We start from the raw sequence: 22,100 nt of genomic DNA, 5'->3' as shown, positions 1-22,100 counted from the left end.
GCACAGCCCTATTTTCGTCCGACTCCTGCGATCCAGGCCACGTGTCCGCAGGCTAGGGGAGGGTAAGCTAAGTCCGTGCTGATCAGGTTCGAGGTGAGCAACTACCGTTCCATCCGGGAGACCGCCGAGCTCTCGATGGTCGCAATCGATCAGGATCGTGAGGCGGCGCGGCCCGCCCCGCATCTCGGTGAGAGCCTTCTCCCGGTCGCCGCCATCTATGGGCCGAACGCGTCCGGCAAGACCAACGTTCTCGGGGCGCTGGCATGGGTTCGCGACGCGGTCCAGCTGTCACTCCGCTTCTGGGAAGACGAAGTTCCGATCGAACCATTCGTTTTCTCTGACGGGCCTGCTTCGCCTAGCGAATTCATTGTTGAGCTTGAGATCGGTGGAATTCGGTTCGAATATATTCTGGAGCTGAACCGCGAGGGCGTGATGTATGAGGCCCTGTTCCACTATCCCGAGAAAAAGCGTAGGCGGATTTTCGAGCGGGAAGAGGCTGAGCTCAAGCTGCAACGCGGGCTGGGCGAACTGTCCGGAACCCGCGATCTCATGACACCGAGAGTGCTGGCGCTCTCAATTGCGAGAAGGTTCAATGAGCCGCTTGTGTCGGATTTTGCCAATGCGCTCCTGCGTATACAGACCCTTGGGCATCGCCTACCAAACCGAACTCCGGGCAACCTCGTAGTGGCGCCTCGCTCCTTTCACGCTCGCCCGACGGCGCGATGGTTCGACGAGGACCACGGTGATCAGCTTTCCCTGTTCTCCGGGGAGGAATTTGATGGCGCAGAAACAAGAGGGCGTAAGCGAGCGCTCGCCCTGCTGCGCATGGCAGACCTCGGCATCGAAGACGTGGTGATCGATAATCAGGAGATCACTTACCCGGACTCGTCGGACGTGCGTACTCGGCGGAGGGTGCGCTTGCTGCACAAAACCTCTGAAGAAAGTATTCCGTTCGACCTTGGTGCAGAATCCGAAGGGACGAGGACCTGGTTTAATCTCATTGGTCCGGTCCTGGGGGCACTACAGTTCGGGTCGGTCATCATCTTTGATGAGCTGGATGGTAGCTTGCATCCCACCCTCTCGGCGGAACTGATTCGCATCTTTCACAGTCCGACTACGAACCCAAACGGAGCCCAGCTCATTTTCTCTTCACACGATACCAGCCTACTCAATCATCTAAACCGAGATGAGGTGTGGTTGACTGAGAAGCGCGGCGACGGTTCAACACGTCTTGGCGCGCTGGCTGATTTTGCTGGAGAGCGTGTACGCAAGTCCCAGAACCTTGAAAACGCATATCTCCACGGAAGATTCGGTGCCCTGCCCCAGGTTGATCAGACCGACCTGTTGCGGGCGCTCGGGTTGATCGGCTGATGGCCCCACGCGGAGGCAGGCGAGGCGGCCGATCTCTCAAGAGAACCACTGGAAAGCGGCCCGAACTTCGTACCATTGTGGTCTTCTGCGAAGGTGTGAATTCAGAACCTGACTACATTAGGGGTTTGAAGAAGCTGCCCCATGTGGCAGCGAATACCGCGCTGGACCTGCGCATCCATCCGAAGCAGGGGGTTCCCCTTACCCTGGTCAAGATGGCCAAAGAGCATAAATGGGATCCTGAGGTGGATGAATGCTGGTGCATATTTGATGTAGAGTGGCCGCGAAACCATCCACACCTACCCGAAGCCGTGGAGTTGGCTCGGGCAAATGGGATAAACCTTGCCATCTCAAACCCGTGCTTTGAGCTTTGGCTGATTCTGCACTACCGCAATCACTCTTCTTTTGTTGACACGGATCCCGCCGAACGACTGTCCCGGTCGATGGATAATCGGTCCGGGAAAAGTATCGACGCGGACGCTTACATGCCCCTACGAAAAGAAGCTGCTCAACGAGCACAGCTCCTCGATGCGCGACATGAGCAGGACGGTACTCGATTCCCCCACAACAACCCCTCATCCGGCATGTACAAGCTTTTGCGGGAGATCGAGGGCGAGTGAGGCTCGATGTAAATCGAGCCCATGACCACTGAGCCACCTGAATTCGCCACCGGCTCCGCCGTTCAGGAAGTCACAGGGGCTGGAGTTCCTGCCGGAGTTGGAAGAGCACGTCCCATTGCGCGTTGTCGTTGGTCGGCCGGGGGAAGCCGCCGTTGTGGAAGACCCAGGTGAGGTAGTCGACCAGGGGCATGCCGACCTCGCCGACGAAGTGGGCGTCGGCGCACCCGTCGGGGAGGAGGATTCCGTAGGGGCCGCCGCCGCTGACGTTGGCCTTGTGGAGATGGTCCGGTGCCACGGGGAGGACGAAGGGGCCGGGTTGCTCGTCCTCCTGCCAGTACTCGATCTCTTCCTTGGCGTACTCGCGGATGCCTCCGGCCGGGTGGCGGGTGCCTTCCACTTCGAAGACGAGCGGGTCGGCGTCCGCCGAGTTCCGCCACTGGGGGTGGGTTCCGACCAGCCACACGTCCCCGACGATGCGCACCCATGAGGAGAGGGTCATCGGCAGCGGGCCGAGCCGCTCCTCCAGCCAGCGGAGATGGGTTTCGGCCTCGGGGCCGGGAGGCGCGAAGGGTTCGGTCGGGGTCTGGTCGTCGTTGTTCTCGTGGAACCGGTAGCCCTGCTCGTCCAGCCGGCCGATGATCATCTCGATGTTCCTGCGGGCACGGTGAGCCATCTCGTCGCACACCGCCTGCGCCTCCTCGGCGAGGCCGGGGGCGCGCATCCGGTCGCCCAGTTGCCGCAGCTCATGCCATACCTGCGCTCGCTCACCGGCGAGGTAGCGGTTCAACCAGTCCGGGCGCACGCTCACGCTGACATCCTGTTCGGCTGTGACGGCATCCCGCGTCCTGGTGCGTCCGCGGGACGAAGACTCCTGCTGATCATGCCGTAACCAGCCGCCCGGAAGCACCGCCGAACCGGCGTGTACGGCGGGAGTCCGGCCTTCCGTCGTAGGCTGAATTCCACGCGTGACGGACGGGAGGCCGCGGTGGCCGGGACGACGCTGACCGAGACGATGGTGGCCGAAGTCATGGCCGAGCTGGCCGGGCTCGAGGACCCGAAGATACGCGAGGTGAACGAGCGGCACGGTGACGACCACGGGGTGAACCTCGGCAAGCTGCGCGCCCTCGCGAAGCGGCTGAAGACGCAGCAGGAACTCGCGGGCCGGCTCTGGGAGACCGGTGACACCGCGGCGCGGCTGCTGGCGATCCTGATCTGCCGCCCGAAGGCGTTCGGGCGTGCCGAGCTGGACGGCATGGTGCGCGACGCCCGCACCCCCAAGGTGCACGACTGGCTCGTGAACTACGTGGTGAAGAAGAACCCGCACTCCGAGGAGCTGCGCCTGGCCTGGTCCGCCGACCCCGATCCGGCGGTCGCGAGCGCCGGCTGGGCGTTGACCACCGAACGCGTGGCGAAGCGGCCCGAGGTCCTGGACCTCGCCGGGCTGCTCGACGTCATCGAGGCGGGGATGCGGGACGCCCCGGACCGCCTGCAGTGGGCGATGAACCACTGCCTGGCCCAGATCGGGATCGAGCACGCCGAGCACCGCGCCCGCGCCATCGACATCGGTGAACGCCTGGAGGTGCTCAAGGACTACCCGACCTCCCCGGGCTGCACGTCCCCGTTCGCACCCGTCTGGATCACCGAGATGGTGCGCCGGCGGGACGGGTAGGGGCCCGAACCCCCGACTTCGGCCTGGTCCGCGCCCGGACGGACCTGCCGGCGGGACGAGTGGGAAGGCCCGGAACCCTAGAAGGATCGGTACGCGGCGCCCGCATGTACCGGTGGTGAGCCGGCGTCCGGGCAGGCCGGCGGCGGGTTTCCGCCCGGCCGATGTCAAGGGCTGGTGAGGATGACGAGTCGCTGGGTCGCCCGGGTCATCGCCACGTAGCGGTCGACCGCCCCCTCGATGCCCTGGCCGAACGTCTCCGGGTCGATGAGGACGACCAGGTCGAACTCCAGACCCTTCGCCAGCTCCGGGGTCAGCGACCGGACGCGGGGCGCCGGCCGGAACGTGGGGTCGCCGATGACGCAGGCGGTCCCGTCGGCGTTCGCGGCGAGCCAGGTGTCGAGGACCGAGCCGAGTTCCGCGGTGGATCCGTGGACGACGGGGACGCCGCCGCTGCGGATGGAGGTCGGCACGTTGGCGTCGGGGAGCGCCGCCCGGATGACCGGCTCGGCCTCCGCCATGATCTCTTCCGGTGTCCGGTAGTTGATGCTCAGGGAGGCCAGCCCGATCTGGTCGAGCCCGATCCGCTTGAGCCGTTCCCGCCACGACTCGGTGAACCCGTGCCTGGCCTGGGCGCGGTCCCCGACGATGGTGAAGCTGCGGGACGGGCAGCGGAGCAGCAGCATCTGCCACTGCGCGTCGGTGAGTTCCTGGGCTTCGTCCACGACGATGTGCGCGAACGGGCCGGCGAGCAGGTCCGGTTCGGTGCCGGGGGCCGCGGTGCCGTCGACCAGGGCGTCCTGGAAGTCCTCGCCGCTCAGCATCGTCACCAGGCCCACGCCGTATTCGTCGTCGGCGGCCTCGGCCAGGTTGTCGAGGACCTGGGCCCGCTGCTCCCGTTCGGCGGCGATCGCGGCCTCGTGCCGGCGCCTGCGGCGGGACGCCTCCGGGTCGCCGAGACGCTGCCGGGCCGCGTCCAGGAGCGGCAGGTCGGACACCGTCCACGCCTGGGCGTCCGCGCGTTGCAGCGCCCGGATGTCGGCGGGGCTGAGCCACGGGGCGCACATCCGCAGGTAGGCGGGTACCGACCACAGGTCCCCGACGAGGTCGGCCGCCTCGATCAGCGGCCACGCCCGGTTGAAGGTGGTGCGCAGTTCCCGGTCCTGCGCCAGCGACTTGCGGAGCAGGTCGGCCGAGACGTCGCCGTCGTGCTTGTCCGCCAGGATCGTGAGCAGTTCCGCCCAGATCTGGTCGCGCGCCTCGTTGTGCGGGGTGCCGGGTTCCGGTGCCTGGAACGCCTCGGCCCAGTCGTCGGCGCCCAGCCAGACGTCGGACCAGTGGGTCGTGACCGTCATCCCCTCGGTGGGCGGGTTCTCGTAGAACCTGACGGCCGGCTCGATCGCCTGCACCAGTTCGGCGGACGACTTCAGGCGGGCCACGTCCGGGTCGGTCTCGGCCGCCGCCGCGGCTCCCTCGGCGACGAGGTCCCGCAGCGTGCAGGTCTGCACGCCCTCCTCACCGAGGCTGGGCAGGACGTCGGAGACGTAGGCCAGGTAGGGCTGGTGCGGGCCGACGAACAGCACACCGCCCCGGTGGTGACCGAGGCGGGGGTCGGAGTAGAGGAGGTAGGCGGAGCGGTGCAGGGCGACGACGGTCTTGCCCGTGCCCGGCCCGCCGTCCACGACGAGGGCGCCGCGGGATCCCGCGCGGATGATGGCGTCCTGGTCGGCCTGGATGGTGCCGAGCACGTCCCGCATCCGGGCCGACCGGTTGGTGCCCAGGCTGGCGATGAAGGCGGACTGGTCGTCGAGGGCGGCGTGCCCGTCGAAGCCGTCCGAGGTGAACACCTCGTCCCAGTAGTCGCTGATCCGGCCGCGGGTCCAGCGGTACCTGCGGCGGCTCGCCAGGCCCATCGGGTTGGCGTGGGTCGCGCCGAAGAACGGTTCGGCCGCGGTGGAGCGCCAGTCGACCAGCAGCCGGCGCCCCGTGCTGTCCTTGAGGCCGAGCCGTCCGACGTACACGGGTTCGGTGCCGTCCGCGCCGACCATGCGGCCGAGGCACAGGTCCAGGCCGAAGCGGCGCAGCGCGCGCAGGCGGGCGGTCAGCCGGTGGATCTCCATGTCCCGGTCCATCGCCTGCTGGCCGATGCCGCCGGGGGCCCTGCGCTCGGCGTCGAGGCGGTCGGACAGGTCGGCGATCGACTGGGCGAGGCTCTCCGCGATGGCCGCGAAGTGTCGCTCGTCGTCGGCGATCAGCGCCGGGTCGGCCTTGGCGGAGAGGCGGTCGGGAAGGTCGAACGCGCTGGTGGGCAGGGGGTTCATGGCGTCAGCTCCAAGGTGAGGTCTGTGCGTGCGGCAGGGCGTCCGGGCCGGGGGCCGGGACGGGACGTGGACCATGGCCGGTCCAGAGCGCCGGGCCCGCAGGTTCGGGTCCCGGTCCGGTGTTCACACGGACACCGGCGGCCTTCCCCGGCTGATCGCGTCGGCCAGCAGCTTCGCGGCCACTGTCGCCCCGTCGGTGCGGAGCGTGCCGGCCACGGCGGTCGCCCGCGCGCGGGTCTCGGCGGCCAGGGCCGTCCCGAGCGCGGCCGACAGGGACTCGGTGGTCGGGACCGGGCCGTCGTGCGCCGCGCCGATGCCCAGGTCGGCCACCCGGCCGGCCCAGTACGGCTGGTCCGTCGCCTGGGGCACCACCACCTGGGCCGCGCCGGCCCGGGCGGCCGTCATGGTGGTGCCCGCGCCGCCGTGGTGCACGACGGCGGCCACCCGGGCGAACAGTGCCTGCTGGTTGACCTCGCCGACGACGAAGCAGTCGTCCCGGCCGTCGACCGGGGCCAGATCGGCCCAGCCGCGGGACATGACCGCGCGGCGGCCCTGCGCCTGGATCGCCTCGACGGCCACCCGGGCGACGTCCGGCGCGGCGTGCATGGGCATGCTGCCGAAGCCCACGTACACCGGTGGTGTGCCGGCGTCCAGGAACGCCGTCAGCTCGTCCGGGAGCGGGCGGACGTCGGGCAGGACCCACGCGCCGGTCTGGACGACGTCGAGGTCCGGCGTCTCCCGCCACGGATCCAGGACGGGGTCCGTCGCCAGCAACGGCCGGTCGCCGATGGCGTAGCCGCGGACGTCGTCCACCGGTGGCAGGCCGATCGACGCCCGGTTGGTGTTGAGCGCCGCGCCGAACAGCGCGTTGATGCTCTGGGCGTCCAGGTCCCACAGCACCCGGTTGTCGGTCACCTCCGGCGGGAACGGCCGGCCTGGATACGCCAGCGGCGGGTGGTGCGGCGACGGCAGGGTGAGTTGCTGGAAGGTCACGGACACGGAGCGGATGCCCAGTTTCTCGGCCACCGACCGCGCGCCGGCCACGGCCGGTAGCACGCCGGTCGCCACCAGCGCGTCGCATCCCTCGGCGGCCGCGGTGACCGCGTCGAGCTGGCCGGCGATCAATTCGGCCGCGCGCTGCGGCAGGGACGACGGTGGCGGCGCCCCGGTCGTCAGCGCGCGCGCCGACCGGCCGACCGGCACCAGCGGCACGCCGACACCGGCCAGCCGCTGGGCGAAGTCCTCGTCCGGCGGCGCGCACATCCGCACCTCCGCGCCGAGTTCCCGCAACCGCACCGCGAGTCCCACCAGTGGCTCGACGTCCCCGCGCGACCCGTACGTCGACAACAACACCCGCACTTCGCATCCCCCGTTTCCGCAGGCTCCGGCCCTAGGCCGACGATTCTGCGGCACGACGGGGGTCTTGCCGCAAGCCCCCCGGTGCGCTATAAGTTAAGAGTGGAAAGGAGCGAGTACGCCCCTTTCCCTTTTTTATTGTCCGCTGTGCGCGGGCGACCTCCTCGCGAAACCGGCGCCGCCGGTGGGCTCCGCCTAGTCCAAGGCGGCGGAGGAAGCAGCCCCCTGGACGGTGGCCGTCTCCGCCAGGTGCATCGTCCCGCCGCCGACGACGCGGAACCCGTACGGCCCGCTCGGCCGCCACAGTTCGGTGACGGCGCAGTTGGGGATGTCGCACGTGCCGTTGAACCGGCGGAAGCCGCGCATCGCCGCGGTGTCGGGGTCGGTGGCCCCGGCGAACAGCGACCAGATCACGGCCTTCATGAAGATGCCGTGCGTGAACACCGCGATCAGGCCGTCCTCGGGGCGGTCGGCGAGCCGGTCCAGGAAGGCGTGGACGCGGGTGACGAGCGCGGCGAAGGTCTCGCCGTCGCCGCCGTTGACATAGGTGGGATCGGTCCGTTCCCAGTAGGCCTCGGCGAGGGGCCGCCGCTGCTGCGTCGTGGTCTGCGGCCCGTGCAGCCTGCCCAGGTAGGTGAACTCCTGCACGGGCCACTCCTCGTACGGCACCTCGGGAAACCGCTGGACGGTCGCCTCGGCGGTCTGCCGCGCGCGGACGAACGGCGAGCCGACGATGAGGTCGGGCGGTGCGGTGAAGGCCGCGGCCGTCCGTGCCGCCTGCTCCCGTCCGAGCGCCGTGAGCGGGGACGCCCCCGGCCCGTTCGTCGGCAGCCCCGCGTTCGACTCGCTCTGCCCGTGCCGGATCAGCCACACCCGCCGCACCTTGATCATGCCGACAGGCTGGCACGCGGGAACCGCGTCGCGGAAGCCCGTCGCGCCCTTGGAGTGCCGGGTCCCGTTCACCTATCAGGATGAATGGTGTCTACGCTCTTGGCGTGGCAGACGACGAGGCTCGGCGGGTCCTCTACGTCATCGTGTGCGCCGCGCCGGCGGCCGCCGAGGTGGCGGGGTTCATCCGGCTGGCGCAGTCCGCGGGCTGGCGGGTGTTCGCGGTCGTGTCCCCGCTGGGACGGCGGTTCGTGGACGTCAACTCGCTGGCCTCGCTGACCGGCGGGCCGGTGCGCAGCGAGTTCCGGTTGCCGTGGCAGCCGAAGGAACTGCCGCCCGCCGACGCGGTGGTGGTGGCTCCGGCGACGTTCAACACGGTCAACAAGTGGGCGGCGGGGATCGCCGACACGTTCGCGACCGCGCTGCTGTGTGAGCAGACGGGCCTCGGTGTGCCGGTCCTGGCCGTACCCCAGACCAATGACGGGCTGGCCCGGCATGTGGCCTTCGGCCGGAACCTGGACGTGCTGCGGTCGATGGGCGTGCGGGTGCTGTTCGACCCCGCCGGGCCGCAGGGGCGCGTGCCGCCCTGGGAGCAGGTGCTCGCGGAACTGCGCGATCTCACCACGTGAACCCGGTCGCGCGCCGACCGGATGCGGGGATGTGCGCTTCGGCGTCCGTCCCTCCTGTTTTCGGCCGGCCGTTACGTCAGGGATGCCGGGTGTTCGGCGCGGGCCGGTCATCTGGCGGCCATGACTGTGAACTTCCCTGGCCGGTCCGGCCTGGACCGCCGCCGCTTCCTCGGCGGCATCGGAACGGTGGCCGGGCTGGCGGCCCTCAGCCAGGTGCCCCTGGAGGGCGACGCCCTGGCGGCACCGCGCGTCCGGGGCGGCGAGTACCCCTTCAAGCTCGGTGTCGCCTCGGGTGACCCGACGCCCGGGGGCGTGGTGCTGTGGACCCGGCTCGTGCCCGAACTGTTCAGCCCGGACGGCGGTATGCCGAGCCGTCCGGTACCGGTCGACTGGCAGGTCGCGCTGGACCCGGGCATGCGGCGGGTCGTCAGGCGCGGCACGGTGTCGGCCCTGCCCGAACTGGCGCACTCGGTGCATGTTGAGGTCGAGGGCCTGGAACCGGGCCGGGAGTACCATTACCGGTTCCGCTACCGCGGCGACGTCTCGACCGTGGGACGCACCCGGACCGCGCCGCGCGAGCACGGCCCGCTCGGGTCGCTCAGCTTCGCGTTCGCCTCCTGCCAGGACTGGTCGCACGGTTTCTACTCGGCCTACCGCAACATGGCCGAGGAGGACCTCGACCTCGTCGTCCACCTCGGCGACTACGTGTACGAGTACGGCATCCCGGCGGACGGCGGCCTGCGCAGGACCCCGACGCCGGACGTGCTGCGCGAGGGCCCGCTGGACCTCGACCGCTGGCGGATGCAGTACGCGCTGTACAAGTCCGACCCGGACCTGCAGCGCGTGCACGCCCGCTTCCCGTGGCTGGTCACCTGGGACGACCACGAGGTCCAGAACGACTACGCGGGAGCGAACGGCGGCGCGACCGCGAACCGGGTGGCGGCGTACAAGGCGTGGTACGAGCACCAGCCCGTGAGCCGCCGGTCACTGCCCCGCAAGGATGGCTCGCTGCTGCTCTACCGCCGGTCCGCCTGGGGCCGCCTGGCCCAGCTCGACGTCCTGGACACCCGGCAGTACCGGACCGCGCCGCCGTGCGGCTGGGGCGAGGCGCCGGCGTGCGAGGCCGGGAACGACCCGACCAAGGGCAGCATGCTCGGCGCCACGCAGGAGAGGTGGCTGCTCGACGGGCTGCGCCGGTCGGAGGCCCGCTGGAACGTCATCGCCACGAGCGTGATGATGGCCCGCCTGGACCACGACGGCCCGACCGGCGACATCATCTGGCACGACGCGTGGGACGGCTACCCGGCCTCGCGCAGGGCCATCACCGACACGTTCACCTCGGCCAGGGTGCGCAACCCCGTGCTGGTCGCCGGCGACTGGCACTCGACCTTCGTCAACGACATCAAGAGCGACTTCGACGACCCCGACTCCCGGGTCGTGGCCACGGAGTTCGTCGGCACCTCCATCAGCACCAACGGCGACGGGGAGGTCTACGGCCCCTACTACGGGCCGATGATCAAGTGGAACCCGCACATCAAGTTCTTCGACGGCGACCGCCGCGGTTACGTCACCTGCAAGCTGGACCAGCACCGGTGGCGGACGGACCTGCGGATGGTGCCGACGGTCAGCCGCGCCGACGCGCGCGCCACGACGTTCGCCTCGTTCGTGGTCGAAGACCGCCGGCCGGGGGCCGTCAGGCTCTGACGGGGCGGCGAGCCCGCGGGCGAAGTTCGCGAACGTGCGGTGCCCGGAGTCCCGGCCGCGGGGTTCCGGGCACCAGCCAGGTAGTAGCTCGTTCCCGAAAATTCCGACTTAGTAATGCAAGCGCAAATCTTATTGCTTGTCGGTTTTTTGGGGGAAAGGCATGGGGACGAGTCGATGCGGGGGGAGAAGATCCGTCTATTCGGAATTCTCTAATTCTTGGCTTCGTGACGAAGGGGAAACCATGCGGGCGGAGGACCAACTGCCGAAGGAATTCGTGGAACTGGCCAACATCCAGTACCGCGAACAGGAGAAGCTGCTGGCCAGGCAACGCGTCGTCGGCGTTGCGCTCGGATACAAACACACCAGCGGGGAAAGCACCGGTAAGAAGGCGGTCACCGTTCTGGTGGACGTCAAAATGCCCAAGGACGCCCTCACCTCAGAGGAGCGAATCCCGGCGAAGATCGGCGACGCCATCACCGACGTCCAGGAGGTGGGCGTCCTGCAGGCCGGCGCCCCGCTCACCACCACCGGGGCCGGGCAACTGGTCGCCCCGCCCACCTTCCAGGGAGTATCTCAGCTACCGCAGGGGCCGCTGGTCACCTCGGGCGACCTGGGGATGACCGTCGTCCAGAACGGCGCCGTCCACGCGGTACGGGTCGACGACAGGTCACTGCCGGCGCTGGAGCACGTGGGGCCCTTCCGGCTGACCAAGCGGATCCGGCCGGCCCACGGCGGCGTCAGCGTCGGGCACGTCAACATCACCGCCGGGACCCTCGGCACCTGCGTCTACGACGCGGCGGCCTCACCCGGCATCCCGCAGCGCTACTACATGCTCAGCAACAACCACGTGCTGGCGAACTCCAACAACGCGTCCATCGGCGACCCGATCCTGCAGCCGGGGCCGGCGGACGGCGGGACCTTCCCCGGCGACGTCGTCGCCCGGCTCAGCCGGTTCGTGCCGATCAGGTTCATCCAGTCCGGCCAGCCCGTGCCGCTGAACCTGGTGGACGCCGCGGTGGCCGAGGGCGACTTCGAGGACCTCGACCGCAGGGTCTACTGGGTCGGGAACCTCAAGGGGCTGAACACCACGCCCGCCGTCGGCCTCACCCTGCAGAAGTGCGGCCGGACCACGAACTACACCACCGGCACCGTGATGAACATCAACGCGACCGTCGACGTCAACTACGGCGGCGGCCGGGTCGCCCGGTTCACCGGGCAGATCCAGGCCGGCAACATGAGCGCGCCCGGCGACTCCGGCAGCATCGTCGCCGACCTGGACGAGCGCGCGGTCGGCCTGCTCTTCGCCGGCTCGCCCGCCGCGACGATCATCAACCCGATCGTGCCGGTCCAGGAACTCCTGGGAATCAAGGTGGCGGAGTAGCCGCGCGCCGATGTCCGGAAGCGAGAAGGACGTGGACAGGGCGCTCGCCGAGGCGACCCGGTGGATGGACGAGATCTCCGAGGTCGTCTCGGTCGGCCAGGGCGAGAGCGGCGGAGAGCCGACGGTCGATGTCTGGGTGACCGGCACGGCGGGCGCGGTGCGGCTGCCGGAACGGCTCCACGGCGTCGCCGTCCGGGTCCGCGAGTCGGGCGGCCCGGTCGACGCCTACTCCGAGGAGGACCGGCCGCCACCGTGAAAGCGCGTCACCGGCCGGGAGGACGCCCCGACCGGCCGGTGACGTGGACGGTTCGCGGGATCGCCCGGTCACCCACCCGCGATACGCGCCTTCCACGGACCGGGAGCGATCAGCCAGTGCGGGACGATCGCGATCGGGAAGGGGACGTCGGTCTCGAACACGTCCTGGCCGAAGACCTGGGCGGACTCGCGGTACCCGCCGTCGTCCAGCCGCATTTCGAGCAGGCCCGGCTTCTCCGCGGACGGGTTGATGATCCAGTAGGACGGGATGCCGAACTCGGCGTACTCCCGCGCCTTGACGTGGTGGTCGCGGAAGACGCTCTCGGGCGAGACCACCTCGACCGCCAGCAGCGGCGGCCGGGTGAGATAGGGAGGCTCCCCGTCTTCGGTGCGGATCACGGCGACGTCGGGTATGCGGTGGTGCGTCCGGTCGGCGTTGAAGTTGATCCCCGGCCCGGTGAGGACCGTGAACTCCTCGGGGGCGGAGACGCCCAGATGGATCATCAGCCGGGACTCGATGAGCGTATGCGGGTACATCGGGGCCGGGGACACGTCAAGCCGCCCGTCCACGAGTTCGTAGCGCTTCCCGTCGTCCGGCGTCCGCGCCAGATCGTCCACGGTCAGCGGATGCCGCCGAGACTCGGCCTGCCCGATGGTCATGGTTCCCATCCTGCCCCCTCTTCCTCATGGGGGCCAGCTTGGCGGAGGGCTTGGTGGTTACGGACCGGTACTTTCTGGAAACTGACTGTCGATACCGGGGGGGGGAGATGTGGAACGTTGCCAGCCTGGGGCGCGACGTCCGAGGTGGGGCTGTTGTTCGCCGCACTTCCCTCGCGGGACCCGTTCGGTCAGGCGGCGAGGGTGGCGTGCATTTCCCAGACCAGGATCTCGGCGGGGTCGGTGGCGGTGACGCGGTGGCCGCCGGTGCCGGTGAAGCGGACCGCGTCGCCCTCGTGCAGCGTGCCGGCGCCCTCCAGGTCGGCCGCGCCCCGCGGGACGAACAGGTGCAGGAGGGGCGCGTCGGGCAGCGTGACGCTCTGGCCGGGCTGGAGCCGGGCCACGTGCAGCGCGGCGTACCTGTTCTTGATCCGGATGGCGGTGGCGTTCCGGTGCTCGGGCATCCCGGAGGCGACGGTGACCAGGCCGCCGCCGAGGAGTTCGGCGTCGATCTCCAGTTGCTCGTAGCCGGGCTCGATCCCGGCCTCGTCCGGCACCACCCACATCTGGACGAAGTGCACGGGGTCGGTGTGCTCCTCGCCCTGGAGCCGCCACGAGTCGTTCTTCTCCGAGTGCAGGATGCCGGTGCCGGCGCTCATCCGCTGGGCCAGCCCGGGGTAGATCACGCCGTTGTGCCCCGCGGAGTCCTGGTGCACCAGCGATCCGCGCAGCACCCAGGTGACGATCTCCATGTCCTGGTGCGGGTGCGTGTCGAAGCCGGTGCCGGGTGCCACGGTGTCGTCGTTGTTGACCAGCAGCAGCCCGTGGTGGACGTTGCGTGGGTCGTGGTGCCGCCCGAACGAGAACGAGTGTTTGGAGTCCAGCCATCCGATCTTCGTGGTGAACCGCTCGTCCGCCCGCCGGATGTCGATCCCGTTCATGCCGTCCTCCCGAGGATGAGTAGTTGAACTTTAAACCATCATCCGCGGTCGGGCATTCCCGGCTCAGATCCCGCGGACGATCCGGGCCGGGTTGCCCACGGCCACGACGTTCGGGGGCAGGTCCGCGGTGACGACCGCACCGGCGCCGACGACGGTGTTCTCCCCGATGGTCACCCCCGGGCAGACGATGACGCCGCCGCCCAGCCAGACGTTGTCCGCAAGGGTGATCGGCCGGGCCGACTCGTACTTGGCGCGCCGCGGTTCCGGCTCCACCGGGTGGGTGGGGGTCAGCAACTGGACGTTGGGGCCGATCTGGACGTCGGCGCCGATGGTGATCCGGGCGACGTCCAGCAGGACCGCCCCGAAGTTGAGGAACGTCCGGGGGCCGATGGTGATCTGGTAGCCGTAGTCCACCCGCAGTGGCGGCCGGATCTCGACGCCCTCCCCGATCTCGCCCAGCAGCTCGGCCAGCAGTTCCCGCCGGGCCAGGGGCTCCGCGGCGCTGCGGGAGTTGAAGCGCTCGCACAGGAGGGCCGCACGCAGCGCGTCCGTGGCGAGTTCGAGGTCGTCGGCGATGTAGGGCTCACCGGCGAGCATCCGTTCCTTCTGGGTGGCCACGGCGGCTCCCTCCTGGGGACGGCGGTCCTGGGCTGTCCCGGTGATCCTGCCCCGCGGAGGCGCCCGTGATCGCGCCGGGCGGTCAGGGCCGCACCGGCTCCGTCCCGGGCCAGCGGAAGGTGAGGGAACCACCGACCGGCAGGGCGTTCCAGAGCGGGGCGATCCGGTCCAGGCGGTCCAGGATCCGCCCGAGCGCCGGATCTTCCTCGGGCCGCGGGATCTCGGGGTTCAGCCAGGCCGCGGCCTCTCCCCGGTACCCGTGCCGGCGCTTCCAGGCGATGAGGCAGAACCCGGCATACGTCTCCGAGGTCGCCATGTCGGCCTGGCCCGCGTGGTCCTCCCGGCGCAGGCGGTCCTCGCGCCTGCGCTGCCTGCGCGCCTGCCGGCGGCGTTCCCGATGGTCCCGGACGTCATCGTCGATCTGGAAGAGGCCACCACCGCCCCCGGCGATCCGGCCGAAGACGCCGCCCGCCAACCCGAGCTCGGCCTCCACGACGTAGTGGACCAGGTCGTGCGGGATGTGGTCGTCGTAACCGGGCGCCGGGTCCTTCTGCCGGGTGCCCTGCCCGGGTGCGGTGACGATGAGCCCGTAGCGGCGTTCGCCGGTGCGTTTGAAGGTCACGTCCACGGGACCACGGTAGAGCGGTCTCCCGTTCCGGGCAGCCGATTATCCGGGGGGCTCCGCCAGGGCCAGGTAGAGCAGGGCGGCCAGCGTGGTGCCGCTGACGATCTGCCGCCCGGCGACCAGGTCACGGACCCGGGCGAGCGGAACCCACTCGATGCGTTCGGACTCCCAGTCCTCGGCCGGGGAGCCCACATAGGACGCACCGTCGGCGCGGAAGATGTGGTGCCGGCTGTCGCTGATGCCGGGGGTGGGCTCGGTGGTCAGCAGCGGGCGCAGCGGCCCGGCCCGCCAGCCGGTCTCCTCCTCGAACTCGCGGGCCGCCGCCTCGGCGGGGCCCTCACCCGGCTCGATCCTGCCGATCGGGATCTCCCACCCCCACGAGTCGGTGATGAAACGATGTCTCCACAGCAGGAGAACGCGCCGCCGGTCGTCGACGGCGACGACCCCCGCGCCCGGCGGGGTGCGGATCAGCCGGTGGTCGAGCGTGCGCCCCGCGCCGATGTCCACCCGGGCCATCCGGATGTCCAGCCATTCGTCGCGGTAGAGGGGCTCTTCGGAGTTGACGGTCCAGCGCATCCCCCAACCCTCCCAGGCGAACCCGGCCAGGTCGAAACGGCGGGACGCGCGTTCGCCGCCGGACCGGGCGGATCAGGCACCGACCTGGAAACCGGCCCGGGCCACCCGCCCCGACCGCACTCCGTAGGCGGTGACCCGGTAGCGGCCCGCATGCGGCTGGCCGGAGAAGATCGGCCATGCCTGGCCGGACGGCGGCGGGTGGACCAGCCGGTAGCGGATCACCGAGCTGGAGAAGAAGATCCGGAACTGCACGCTCTCCCCGGGCAGGAATCCCGAGGCCCGCAGGCTGTAGGACTGGCCGACGAGCAACCGCGAACTGGGCATGACGGTCAGCGCGGGCCCGCTGATGGGCAGGTCGACGGGCGGGTCCGGCGGCCCGCCGCCCCCTCTGCGAGGTGGCTGCCCGGGAATTTGGCGCCTGGGTGGAGGGCGACGGCAACCGGCGGAGCCCGCGGCAAGGAGGGACACCACGGCCAGGAACGACCTGCGAGATGGTGGCTGTCGTAAGGGCGGCTGCGTGAACGTGGGCATCTTTTCTCCCGTGGCAGCGCAGGGGATGTACGGTGACTCGGACGTTCGGAATGCCCGCCGAGTTTCAATCCACGGAGATGCCGTCGAATAATTCGAGCCGTGTTGAACGGCGGGACGAGTTCTGGTCGTTGCGGCGGGAAAATAAGGACTGGCATTGCAGCCACCGCACCGTCGGAGGGCGCTCTGACGCGGCCGTCACCGATGCCGGGGTTCAAGATCGGAACAGCGTTGTTCAGGTATTTCTCCTTGCCTGATCGGTGTGGTGCGGCAGATGAAAGCGGCCAGCCGTCAATCTCCCTCCGGTCATTACGGCCATCGGGGAAGGCGCATCTCTTCTTTGCGGGTATTCCGGTGGAATTTTCGATCTTGCTTTTGTGTCGGGCGTGAACCACCGCAAGGGGCAATGCGGAATCCACTGTGAAGAGGTCGCGAGTGGAAGCCTTCGAGAACCCCGCCGTCCGCCCCGCCCGGGACGGCTCAGAGGCGCCGGCCGGCGACCTCGGCGGGGCGGGCGCCGGCGGGGAGGTCGTAGACGTAGACGACCGTGGTGGCGGCACCGGGGTTGACGTCGTTGAACGTGCCGCGGCGGGCGAGGACGGTCTGCCCGAACGTCGGCTCCCACGCGGGCGCGAACTCCCTGCCGTCGGCCGTCCGCAGCGGCAGGTTCGACGGGGGATGGGCCGGGCGGTCGGTGCGGTTGCGCAGCGAGAGGCGGACGAGGGTGAACCGGCTTCGCGGGCGATGTGTCCCGTAGAGCGAGTCGGAGAGCGATTTCGCCGTCGACACCTTGACGACCTTGACGGCGAAGTCGTCGATCGGAGACTGGCGCGGCCAGCCGGTCGGTGTGGGGCCGGCCGGTGTGGGACTGGGCGGCGGGGACGCCGGTGCCGGCGTGCCGCCGGGCACGGCCGCCGGTACGGCGACGGCCGGGGTCGTCCGGTCGCCCGCGAGGTAGCCGAGGGAGAAGACCACGGCGGTGTGGAGGACGGCCACGGCGATCCAGCCGGTGCGCTTCGAGGGGGTCGTCACCTGGCCTCCGGCTGGTGGGATCGCCCGAGTCTCGCACCTTTCGACGATCTTGGCCAGGGCGCGTCGCGCCGGCTGTCCACAGGCTGTGGATGGCGGCGTGAGGCGCCGGCCGGCCGCGCTCTGGGGGCGCGCGGCCGGCCGGCGCCGTCATTCGGGCGGGCGGGCCCGCGGTGCGGCCGGGACTCAGTCGATGGAGGCGGAGAGGGCCTCGTCGAGGGTGTCGTAGATCGTGAAGTGGCGGTCCAGGCCGGTGACCTCGATGACCCGGCGCACCGCCGGGGCCGGCGCGGCGAGCGCCAGGGTGCCCTGCTGGGCGGTGGTCTGGCGCTGGGCCTGGAGCAGTACTCGCAATCCCGTGGAGTCCATGAAGGTCAGCCCGGTCAGGTCGAGGACCAGGTGCGGGCTGTGGTCCGAGCGGGCGGACCGGATGGTCCGCTCGGCGGTGGACACGCCCGTCATATCGAGTTCACCGGCGAGCGCGACGACCGCGAACGGGCCGTGGGCGCGCGCCGAGGCAGTCAACAGTTCCACTGCGTTCTCCCGCTTAGAGAGCCGAGGTGCAGGGATGATATTTGCACACCGGCAATGACTTCCCCAACCTGCCGGGTCGCGGCGGAGGGGAGTCGGGCTCCTGGACGGTGCCGGGGCGAAGCGGGAGCGAAGGGGTCAGTAAGGGAGGACGCGGCCGGAAGGGGTGCGAAGGTCGATCGGAGCAGGCTGCCGAGGGGGTCTCGGTCGCTTGACGAGTTGCTGCCGTGACATGGTGATCATCTCCCCCTTTCCGCTGCCCGCTAATCCGGGCCGCGGAAGTGATCTCATGCTCATTTAGCGTGCGACGCGGGGCGCTCACGTCAGTTTCGCCGAGCCTATGCGACATGAACGACAGGTTCGACCGATTTTCGCCGAGCAAAAAATAACAAAGAGTATCCATGCTGCTACTCTTGGCCGATATCGAAGATCCCGTGCGATACGCGGACGGTCGCCTGCCCCCAGGACAGACGCTCCTGCACACCTGGCAGTGCCAGGGCGACGTGCCTTACGGTCGAAGAATCCCCCATGACCGTAGGATGCCGCGTCATGCCCCACATAGTCATCGACCCACGACGGACAGCGTTGATCGCGATCGATCTCCAGGTCCGGATCGTGGGCATGGAGACCAAGCCGTACGGCGGTGCGGACGTCGTCCGGCAGTCCATGCGGCTGGCCGACGCGTTCCGGGAGCACCAGGCGCAGGTCGTGATCGTGCAGCACGACTGGGGCGGTGAGCGCCCGCCGGCCGCCAGCGAACTGGTCGACGAGATGCTTCCCCGGGGAACGGACCTGCTCGTCGCCAAGAAGTCCCAGGACGCTTTCGAGCGCACCGGGCTGCACGGCGACCTGCGCGAGCGCGGCGTCACCGCGCTGGTGCTCGCCGGCATCGCCACCGACGGCGCCGTCGAGATCACCGCGCGGACGGCGGCCGGCACGTACGGCTACGAGCTGTTCCTGGTCGAAGACGCCATGACCGCGTTCGACCCGGTGGCCCACGACCTGACGGTCGGCAAGAGCTTCCCCGCGCTGGGCACGGTCTGCACCACCGACGAGGTGGTCGAAGCCCTCTAGGAGACGATGTCCTTGGCGCGGAACCGCCGGAACGCCAGCGCCAGCAGGATCACCGAGTAGGCGAGCGAGATCGCCGTCCCCTTGATCATGCCGTTCCACTGGACGGTCGGCTGGAGGGCGTCCATCCAGGCGTACATCCAGTGCGAGGGCAGGAACTCCCGCCAGCTGCCCAGCGCGGTCACCGCGTCCAGGATGTTGCTCACGATCACCAGCCCGACCGCACCGCCCACCGCGCCCAGCGGTGAGTCGGTGGTGACCGACAGCAGGAACGCCAGAGCGGCCACCACGAACTGGCTGACCAGCGCGTACCCGACGACGATGCCGATCCGGCCGAGCGCCGTGCTCGCCGAGACGGTCCCGCCGGTGGGCAACTCCACGTCCCCCCAGCCGAACGCCACCGTGCCCGCCAGCAGCGCCATCAGCGGCAGGCTGACCACGGCGGTCGTGGCGAAGCCGAGCGCCACCACCAGCTTCTGCCGCAGCAGCCGGGCGCGCGGCACCGGGGCGGCCAGCAGGTAGCGCAGCGACGACCAGCCGGCCTCGCTGGCCACGGTGTCGCCGCAGAACAGCGCCACCGCCACCACCAGCAGGAAGCCCACCGAGACGAACAGCGTGAACAGCGCGAAGTTCAGCGCGCTGGAGGTGGCCACGTCGACCAGGCTGGGGAAACCGTCGGGCCCGTCGGGGTCGCCGCCGATCTGGAACGCCACGACCAGCACCCAGGGCAGCACCAGCAGGATCGCGAACGCCACCGAGGTGCGGCGCCGCCGCAACTGGCGGACGAACTCCACCCGCAGCGGCAGGGTGCGGCGCACCGCGTACCCGGCGGAGGGATCAGACGCTGTTGTCACTCGCCGCCTCCTCGATGAGCTCCAGGAACGCGTCCTCCAGCCGGCGCTGGGAGCCGACGATCTCGGCCACCGGCCCGGCCGCCACCCACCGCCCGCGCGACATGACGACCACGTGCGTGCAGGTCTGCTCGACCTCGGCGAGCAGATGGCTGGAGACGATGACCGTGCGGCCCGCGGCGGCGTACCGGACGAGCACGTCGCGCATCTCCCGGATCTGCGGCGGGTCGAGCCCGTTGGCGGGCTCGTCGAGCACGAGCAGGTCCGGCAGGCCCAGCATGGCCTGGGCGATGGCGAGTCGCTGCCGCATGCCCTGGGAGTAGGTCCGCACCGGCCGGTCGAGGGCGGCCCCGAGGTCGGCGATGGCCAGCGCCTCTTCCAGGTGCGCCTCGCCGGGCGGCCGGCCGGTGGCCCGCCAGTAGAGGTCGAGGTTGTCGCGGCCGGACAGGTGGGGGAGGAACCCGGGCCCCTCCACGAACGAGCCCAGCCGGGCCAGGACGGGCGCGCCCGGCGCGACGGCGTGCCCGAAGATGCGGATCTCCCCGGCGTCCGGGTGGATCAGCCCCATCAGCATCCGCAGGGTGGTGGTCTTGCCCGCGCCGTTCGGGCCGAGCAGCCCCAGCACCTGGCCCTTCTCCACCCGGAACGACAGGTCGTCCACCGCCCGGTACCCGTCTGCGTACGCCTTGGTGAGGCCGGTGATCTCCAGCGGGACGCCGGCGAGCTCGGGGTCCGGGGCGGTGCGGCGCCGGGGCCGGGCGAACACGATCGCCAGCGCCGCCGCCAGCGCGGCCGCCGGCAGGCCCCAGACCCACCAGGGCAGCGTCGGCGGGGCGGAGTCCAGCGCGGGGACGGTCGGCACGGCCAGGCCGGAGACGACCGACACCCGGTAGGCGGCGGGCTCGGGCGCGGTGGCGTACCCCATGTCGGTGGTGGCCAGCACCAGCCGCAGCCGGTGGCCGCGGTCGAATTCGTAGTCCATCGCGGGCAGTGTGACGTCGATCTCGCCCGGCTTCTCCACCCGCACCGGGGCGGCGATCAGCCGGGCCGGCGCGGCCCGGTCACCCGGCGCCACGTCGTACAGCTTGGCGAACAGGGTGGCCGGCCGGTCGACCTTGACGCGCACCTTCGCGGCACCGGTCAGCCGCAGCGGCGCGCCGAGCGGGGCGGAGTCGAACCGGGCGGACTGGCCGGGCATGTCCAGGGCGGGCGCGCCGGGGATCCCGCCACCGCCCAACTGGCCCAGGTTGCCCAGCGCGCCGAGTCCGGGCAGCGCCGAGATCGACGCGGGGACGCCGCCCGCGGGGTGGAACACGGTCTGCTCCCGGCCGGTCAGCGCGACCGTGCGGGGACGCGCCGACAGCCCCGGGTAGGACGCCGTCTCGGCGGTGTGCACGACCACTTCGCCGCTGCCGGAGTCGATGCCGCCCGGCCGGGTCACGGTGAAGCCGGGTGTGGCGTCGCCGGTGCCGCGCAGCCAGCGGTCGAACCAGCCGGTGACCAGCCCGCGGATCCGTTCGGTCTCCGGCTCGCCGCCGTCGTGGCCGCCCTGGAACCAGACGACGGAGACCGGCGTGCCGGCCGCGGCGATGGCGCGGGCGTTGGCGTCGGCGTGGTCCAGCGGGAACAGCGAGTCGGCCTGCCCCTGGACCAGCAGCGCCGGTGCCTTGATCCGGCCGGCCACGGCCGCGGGGCTCGACCGGCGCAGCGTCGCGACGGCCTCCGCGGTGGGGCGGCCGGTGACGGCGATCTGCTGGTACATCCGGCACAGTTCCGGCCGGAAGCGCCCGCAGGCGGTGTCGCCCTCGCCGCCGGCGGTGAAGAAGATGCCCGCCCACAGCTTCTTGAGCGTGCCGTGCTCGGGGTCCGCGCCGGTGGCCTGGGGGAACAGCGCGTCGGCGAGGTCGTGCCAGGTGATCTGCGGGGCGATCGCGTCCACCCGGGGGTCGTGGCCGGCGGTGAGCAGCGCGATGGCCCCGCCGTAGGACTCGCCGGCGATGCCCACCCGGGGGTCGCCCGGCCGGTCGAGCCGCACCTCGGGACGCCTGGCCAGCCAGTCGATCAGTTGCCGGGTGTCCTTGACCTCGTAGTCGGGGGAGTTCAGCGCGATCTCCCCGGTGGACCGGCCGAAGCCCCGGGCCGACCAGGTCAGCACGGCGTACCCGGCGCGGGCCAGTTCCTCGGCCTCCGCGCGGACCCCGTCTTTGGAGCCGCCGAACCCGTGGGCGAGCATGATCGCCGGGGCCTTCCCGCCGCCCGCCGGGGGGAAGAAGGTGGTGTCGAGGGTGACCTTCTGGTCGTCGCCCGGGCCGTCGACGACCTGGATCCGCTGCTGGTGCGCGGTGACCGGCGACCCGTCCCCGGCGGCCAGCCCCCAGGCGGTACCACCCAGCACGAGCGCGGCCGCGAGGACGAGCGCGGCGCGGCGCCGCGGGATTCCCCGGAGGTGCATGCCCTTGAGCCTAGGGGTGCCGGGCACCCTGAT

The 22,100-nt window shown here is 70.5% G+C and carries 22 protein-coding genes; 8 read left to right on the top strand and 14 right to left on the bottom strand.

The window, feature by feature from the left end:
* Window positions 1-144 precede the first annotated feature (144 nt).
* Together DPM19_RS11140 and DPM19_RS11135 are read left to right on the top strand one after the other, a co-directional pair.
* Complete coding sequence (locus DPM19_RS11140) at window positions 145-1,371, top strand: AAA family ATPase (RefSeq protein ID WP_407642514.1); 1,227 nt, start codon at window positions 145-147, stop codon at window positions 1,369-1,371.
* Entirely contained in the window at window positions 1,371-1,988 is a 618-nt protein-coding gene (locus tag DPM19_RS11135; RefSeq protein ID WP_111865836.1) for an RloB family protein, read from the top strand. The genes DPM19_RS11140 and DPM19_RS11135 overlap by 1 nt, the downstream gene beginning before the upstream one ends.
* Window positions 1,989-2,058: 70 nt before the next feature.
* Here DPM19_RS11135 and DPM19_RS11130 read toward each other — a convergent pair whose 3' ends face one another.
* Window positions 2,059-2,796, bottom strand: a complete 738-nt coding sequence (locus DPM19_RS11130) for a hypothetical protein (RefSeq protein ID WP_111865833.1) — start codon at window positions 2,794-2,796, stop codon at window positions 2,059-2,061.
* A gap of 219 nt (window positions 2,797-3,015) precedes the next feature.
* Between DPM19_RS11130 and DPM19_RS11125 the strand changes: the two genes are divergently transcribed.
* The gene (locus DPM19_RS11125) at window positions 3,016-3,657 is read left to right on the top strand and encodes a DNA alkylation repair protein (protein WP_199485027.1); all 642 of its coding nucleotides are present in this window, start codon (window positions 3,016-3,018) and stop codon (window positions 3,655-3,657) included.
* Between the two features lie 164 nt (window positions 3,658-3,821).
* Here the strand turns inward: DPM19_RS11125 and helR are convergent, their stop codons facing one another.
* The 3 genes from helR to DPM19_RS11110 form a co-directional block, all read right to left on the bottom strand.
* Window positions 3,822-5,975, bottom strand: coding sequence for an RNA polymerase recycling motor ATPase HelR (gene helR / locus DPM19_RS11120; protein ID WP_111865828.1), 2,154 nt, complete (start codon window positions 5,973-5,975; stop codon window positions 3,822-3,824).
* 123 nt (window positions 5,976-6,098) lie between these two features.
* Window positions 6,099-7,334 (bottom strand): glycosyltransferase, encoded by a 1,236-nt coding sequence (locus DPM19_RS11115; protein ID WP_111865825.1) that lies wholly within the window; start codon window positions 7,332-7,334, stop codon window positions 6,099-6,101.
* Between the two features lie 192 nt (window positions 7,335-7,526).
* Window positions 7,527-8,222, bottom strand: coding sequence for a histidine phosphatase family protein (locus tag DPM19_RS11110; RefSeq protein WP_199484984.1), 696 nt, complete (start codon window positions 8,220-8,222; stop codon window positions 7,527-7,529).
* A 104-nt stretch (window positions 8,223-8,326) separates the two neighbouring features.
* Here DPM19_RS11110 and DPM19_RS11105 point away from each other — a divergent pair, with 104 nt between their 5' ends.
* The 4 genes from DPM19_RS11105 (at window position 8,327) to DPM19_RS11090 (ending at window position 12,189) form a co-directional block, all read left to right on the top strand.
* Window positions 8,327-8,848, top strand: a complete 522-nt coding sequence (locus DPM19_RS11105) for a flavoprotein (RefSeq protein WP_233510034.1) — start codon at window positions 8,327-8,329, stop codon at window positions 8,846-8,848.
* Between the two features lie 120 nt (window positions 8,849-8,968).
* Window positions 8,969-10,552, top strand: coding sequence for an alkaline phosphatase D family protein (locus DPM19_RS11100; RefSeq protein WP_111865821.1), 1,584 nt, complete (start codon window positions 8,969-8,971; stop codon window positions 10,550-10,552).
* A 241-nt stretch (window positions 10,553-10,793) separates the two neighbouring features.
* Window positions 10,794-11,933 carry a trypsin-like peptidase domain-containing protein gene (locus tag DPM19_RS11095; RefSeq protein ID WP_111865818.1) on the top strand — a complete coding sequence of 380 codons (1,140 nt, stop codon included), beginning with the start codon at window positions 10,794-10,796 and terminating at the stop codon, window positions 11,931-11,933.
* Between the two features lie 10 nt (window positions 11,934-11,943).
* Complete coding sequence (locus DPM19_RS11090; protein WP_111865810.1) at window positions 11,944-12,189, top strand: hypothetical protein; 246 nt, start codon at window positions 11,944-11,946, stop codon at window positions 12,187-12,189.
* A 68-nt stretch (window positions 12,190-12,257) separates the two neighbouring features.
* Here DPM19_RS11090 and DPM19_RS11085 read toward each other — a convergent pair whose 3' ends face one another.
* The 8 genes from DPM19_RS11085 to DPM19_RS11050 all read right to left on the bottom strand — a co-directional run bounded on the left by DPM19_RS11085 (window position 12,258) and on the right by DPM19_RS11050 (window position 17,696).
* Window positions 12,258-12,848 (bottom strand): Uma2 family endonuclease, encoded by a 591-nt coding sequence (locus tag DPM19_RS11085; protein ID WP_111865808.1) that lies wholly within the window; start codon window positions 12,846-12,848, stop codon window positions 12,258-12,260.
* A 188-nt stretch (window positions 12,849-13,036) separates the two neighbouring features.
* Complete coding sequence (locus DPM19_RS11080) at window positions 13,037-13,786, bottom strand: pirin family protein (RefSeq protein ID WP_111865806.1); 750 nt, start codon at window positions 13,784-13,786, stop codon at window positions 13,037-13,039.
* Between the two features lie 63 nt (window positions 13,787-13,849).
* Window positions 13,850-14,383: a sugar O-acetyltransferase gene (locus DPM19_RS11075; protein WP_199485026.1), complete on the bottom strand. Its 534-nt coding sequence runs from the start codon at window positions 14,381-14,383 to the stop codon at window positions 13,850-13,852.
* A 103-nt stretch (window positions 14,384-14,486) separates the two neighbouring features.
* The gene (locus DPM19_RS11070; protein WP_111865801.1) at window positions 14,487-15,032 is read right to left on the bottom strand and encodes a hypothetical protein; all 546 of its coding nucleotides are present in this window, start codon (window positions 15,030-15,032) and stop codon (window positions 14,487-14,489) included.
* A 39-nt stretch (window positions 15,033-15,071) separates the two neighbouring features.
* A complete protein-coding gene (locus tag DPM19_RS11065) occupies window positions 15,072-15,605 on the bottom strand; it encodes an NUDIX hydrolase (protein ID WP_111865798.1) in 534 nt (177 codons plus the stop codon).
* Between the two features lie 72 nt (window positions 15,606-15,677).
* Window positions 15,678-15,929, bottom strand: a complete 252-nt coding sequence (locus tag DPM19_RS11060; RefSeq protein WP_111865795.1) for a hypothetical protein — start codon at window positions 15,927-15,929, stop codon at window positions 15,678-15,680.
* Between the two features lie 684 nt (window positions 15,930-16,613).
* A complete protein-coding gene (locus DPM19_RS11055) occupies window positions 16,614-17,165 on the bottom strand; it encodes a DUF4352 domain-containing protein (RefSeq protein WP_158566758.1) in 552 nt (183 codons plus the stop codon).
* A 183-nt stretch (window positions 17,166-17,348) separates the two neighbouring features.
* Entirely contained in the window at window positions 17,349-17,696 is a 348-nt protein-coding gene (locus tag DPM19_RS11050) for an STAS domain-containing protein (RefSeq protein ID WP_158566757.1), read from the bottom strand.
* 582 nt (window positions 17,697-18,278) lie between these two features.
* Here DPM19_RS11050 and DPM19_RS11045 point away from each other — a divergent pair.
* The gene (locus DPM19_RS11045) at window positions 18,279-18,767 is read left to right on the top strand and encodes an isochorismatase family protein (RefSeq protein ID WP_158566756.1); all 489 of its coding nucleotides are present in this window, start codon (window positions 18,279-18,281) and stop codon (window positions 18,765-18,767) included.
* Here the strand turns inward: DPM19_RS11045 and DPM19_RS11040 are convergent.
* Together DPM19_RS11040 and DPM19_RS11035 are read right to left on the bottom strand one after the other, a co-directional pair.
* On the bottom strand, window positions 18,764-19,618 hold the full coding sequence (locus tag DPM19_RS11040; protein ID WP_111865786.1) for an ABC transporter permease: 855 nt from the start codon (window positions 19,616-19,618) through the stop codon (window positions 18,764-18,766). The two genes, DPM19_RS11045 and DPM19_RS11040, sit on opposite strands and share 4 nt — an antisense overlap.
* A complete protein-coding gene (locus DPM19_RS11035) occupies window positions 19,602-22,067 on the bottom strand; it encodes an alpha/beta fold hydrolase (RefSeq protein WP_111865783.1) in 2,466 nt (821 codons plus the stop codon). The genes DPM19_RS11040 and DPM19_RS11035 overlap by 17 nt, the downstream gene beginning before the upstream one ends.
* Window positions 22,068-22,100 lie beyond the last annotated feature (33 nt).

Origin of the sequence: Actinomadura craniellae (assembly GCF_003289645.1) — a bacterium.
Classification (GTDB): domain Bacteria; phylum Actinomycetota; class Actinomycetes; order Streptosporangiales; family Streptosporangiaceae; genus Actinomadura_D; species Actinomadura_D craniellae.
The sequence above is the reverse complement of the archived record's forward strand: the minus strand, read 5'-3'. Positions and strand labels throughout refer to the sequence as shown.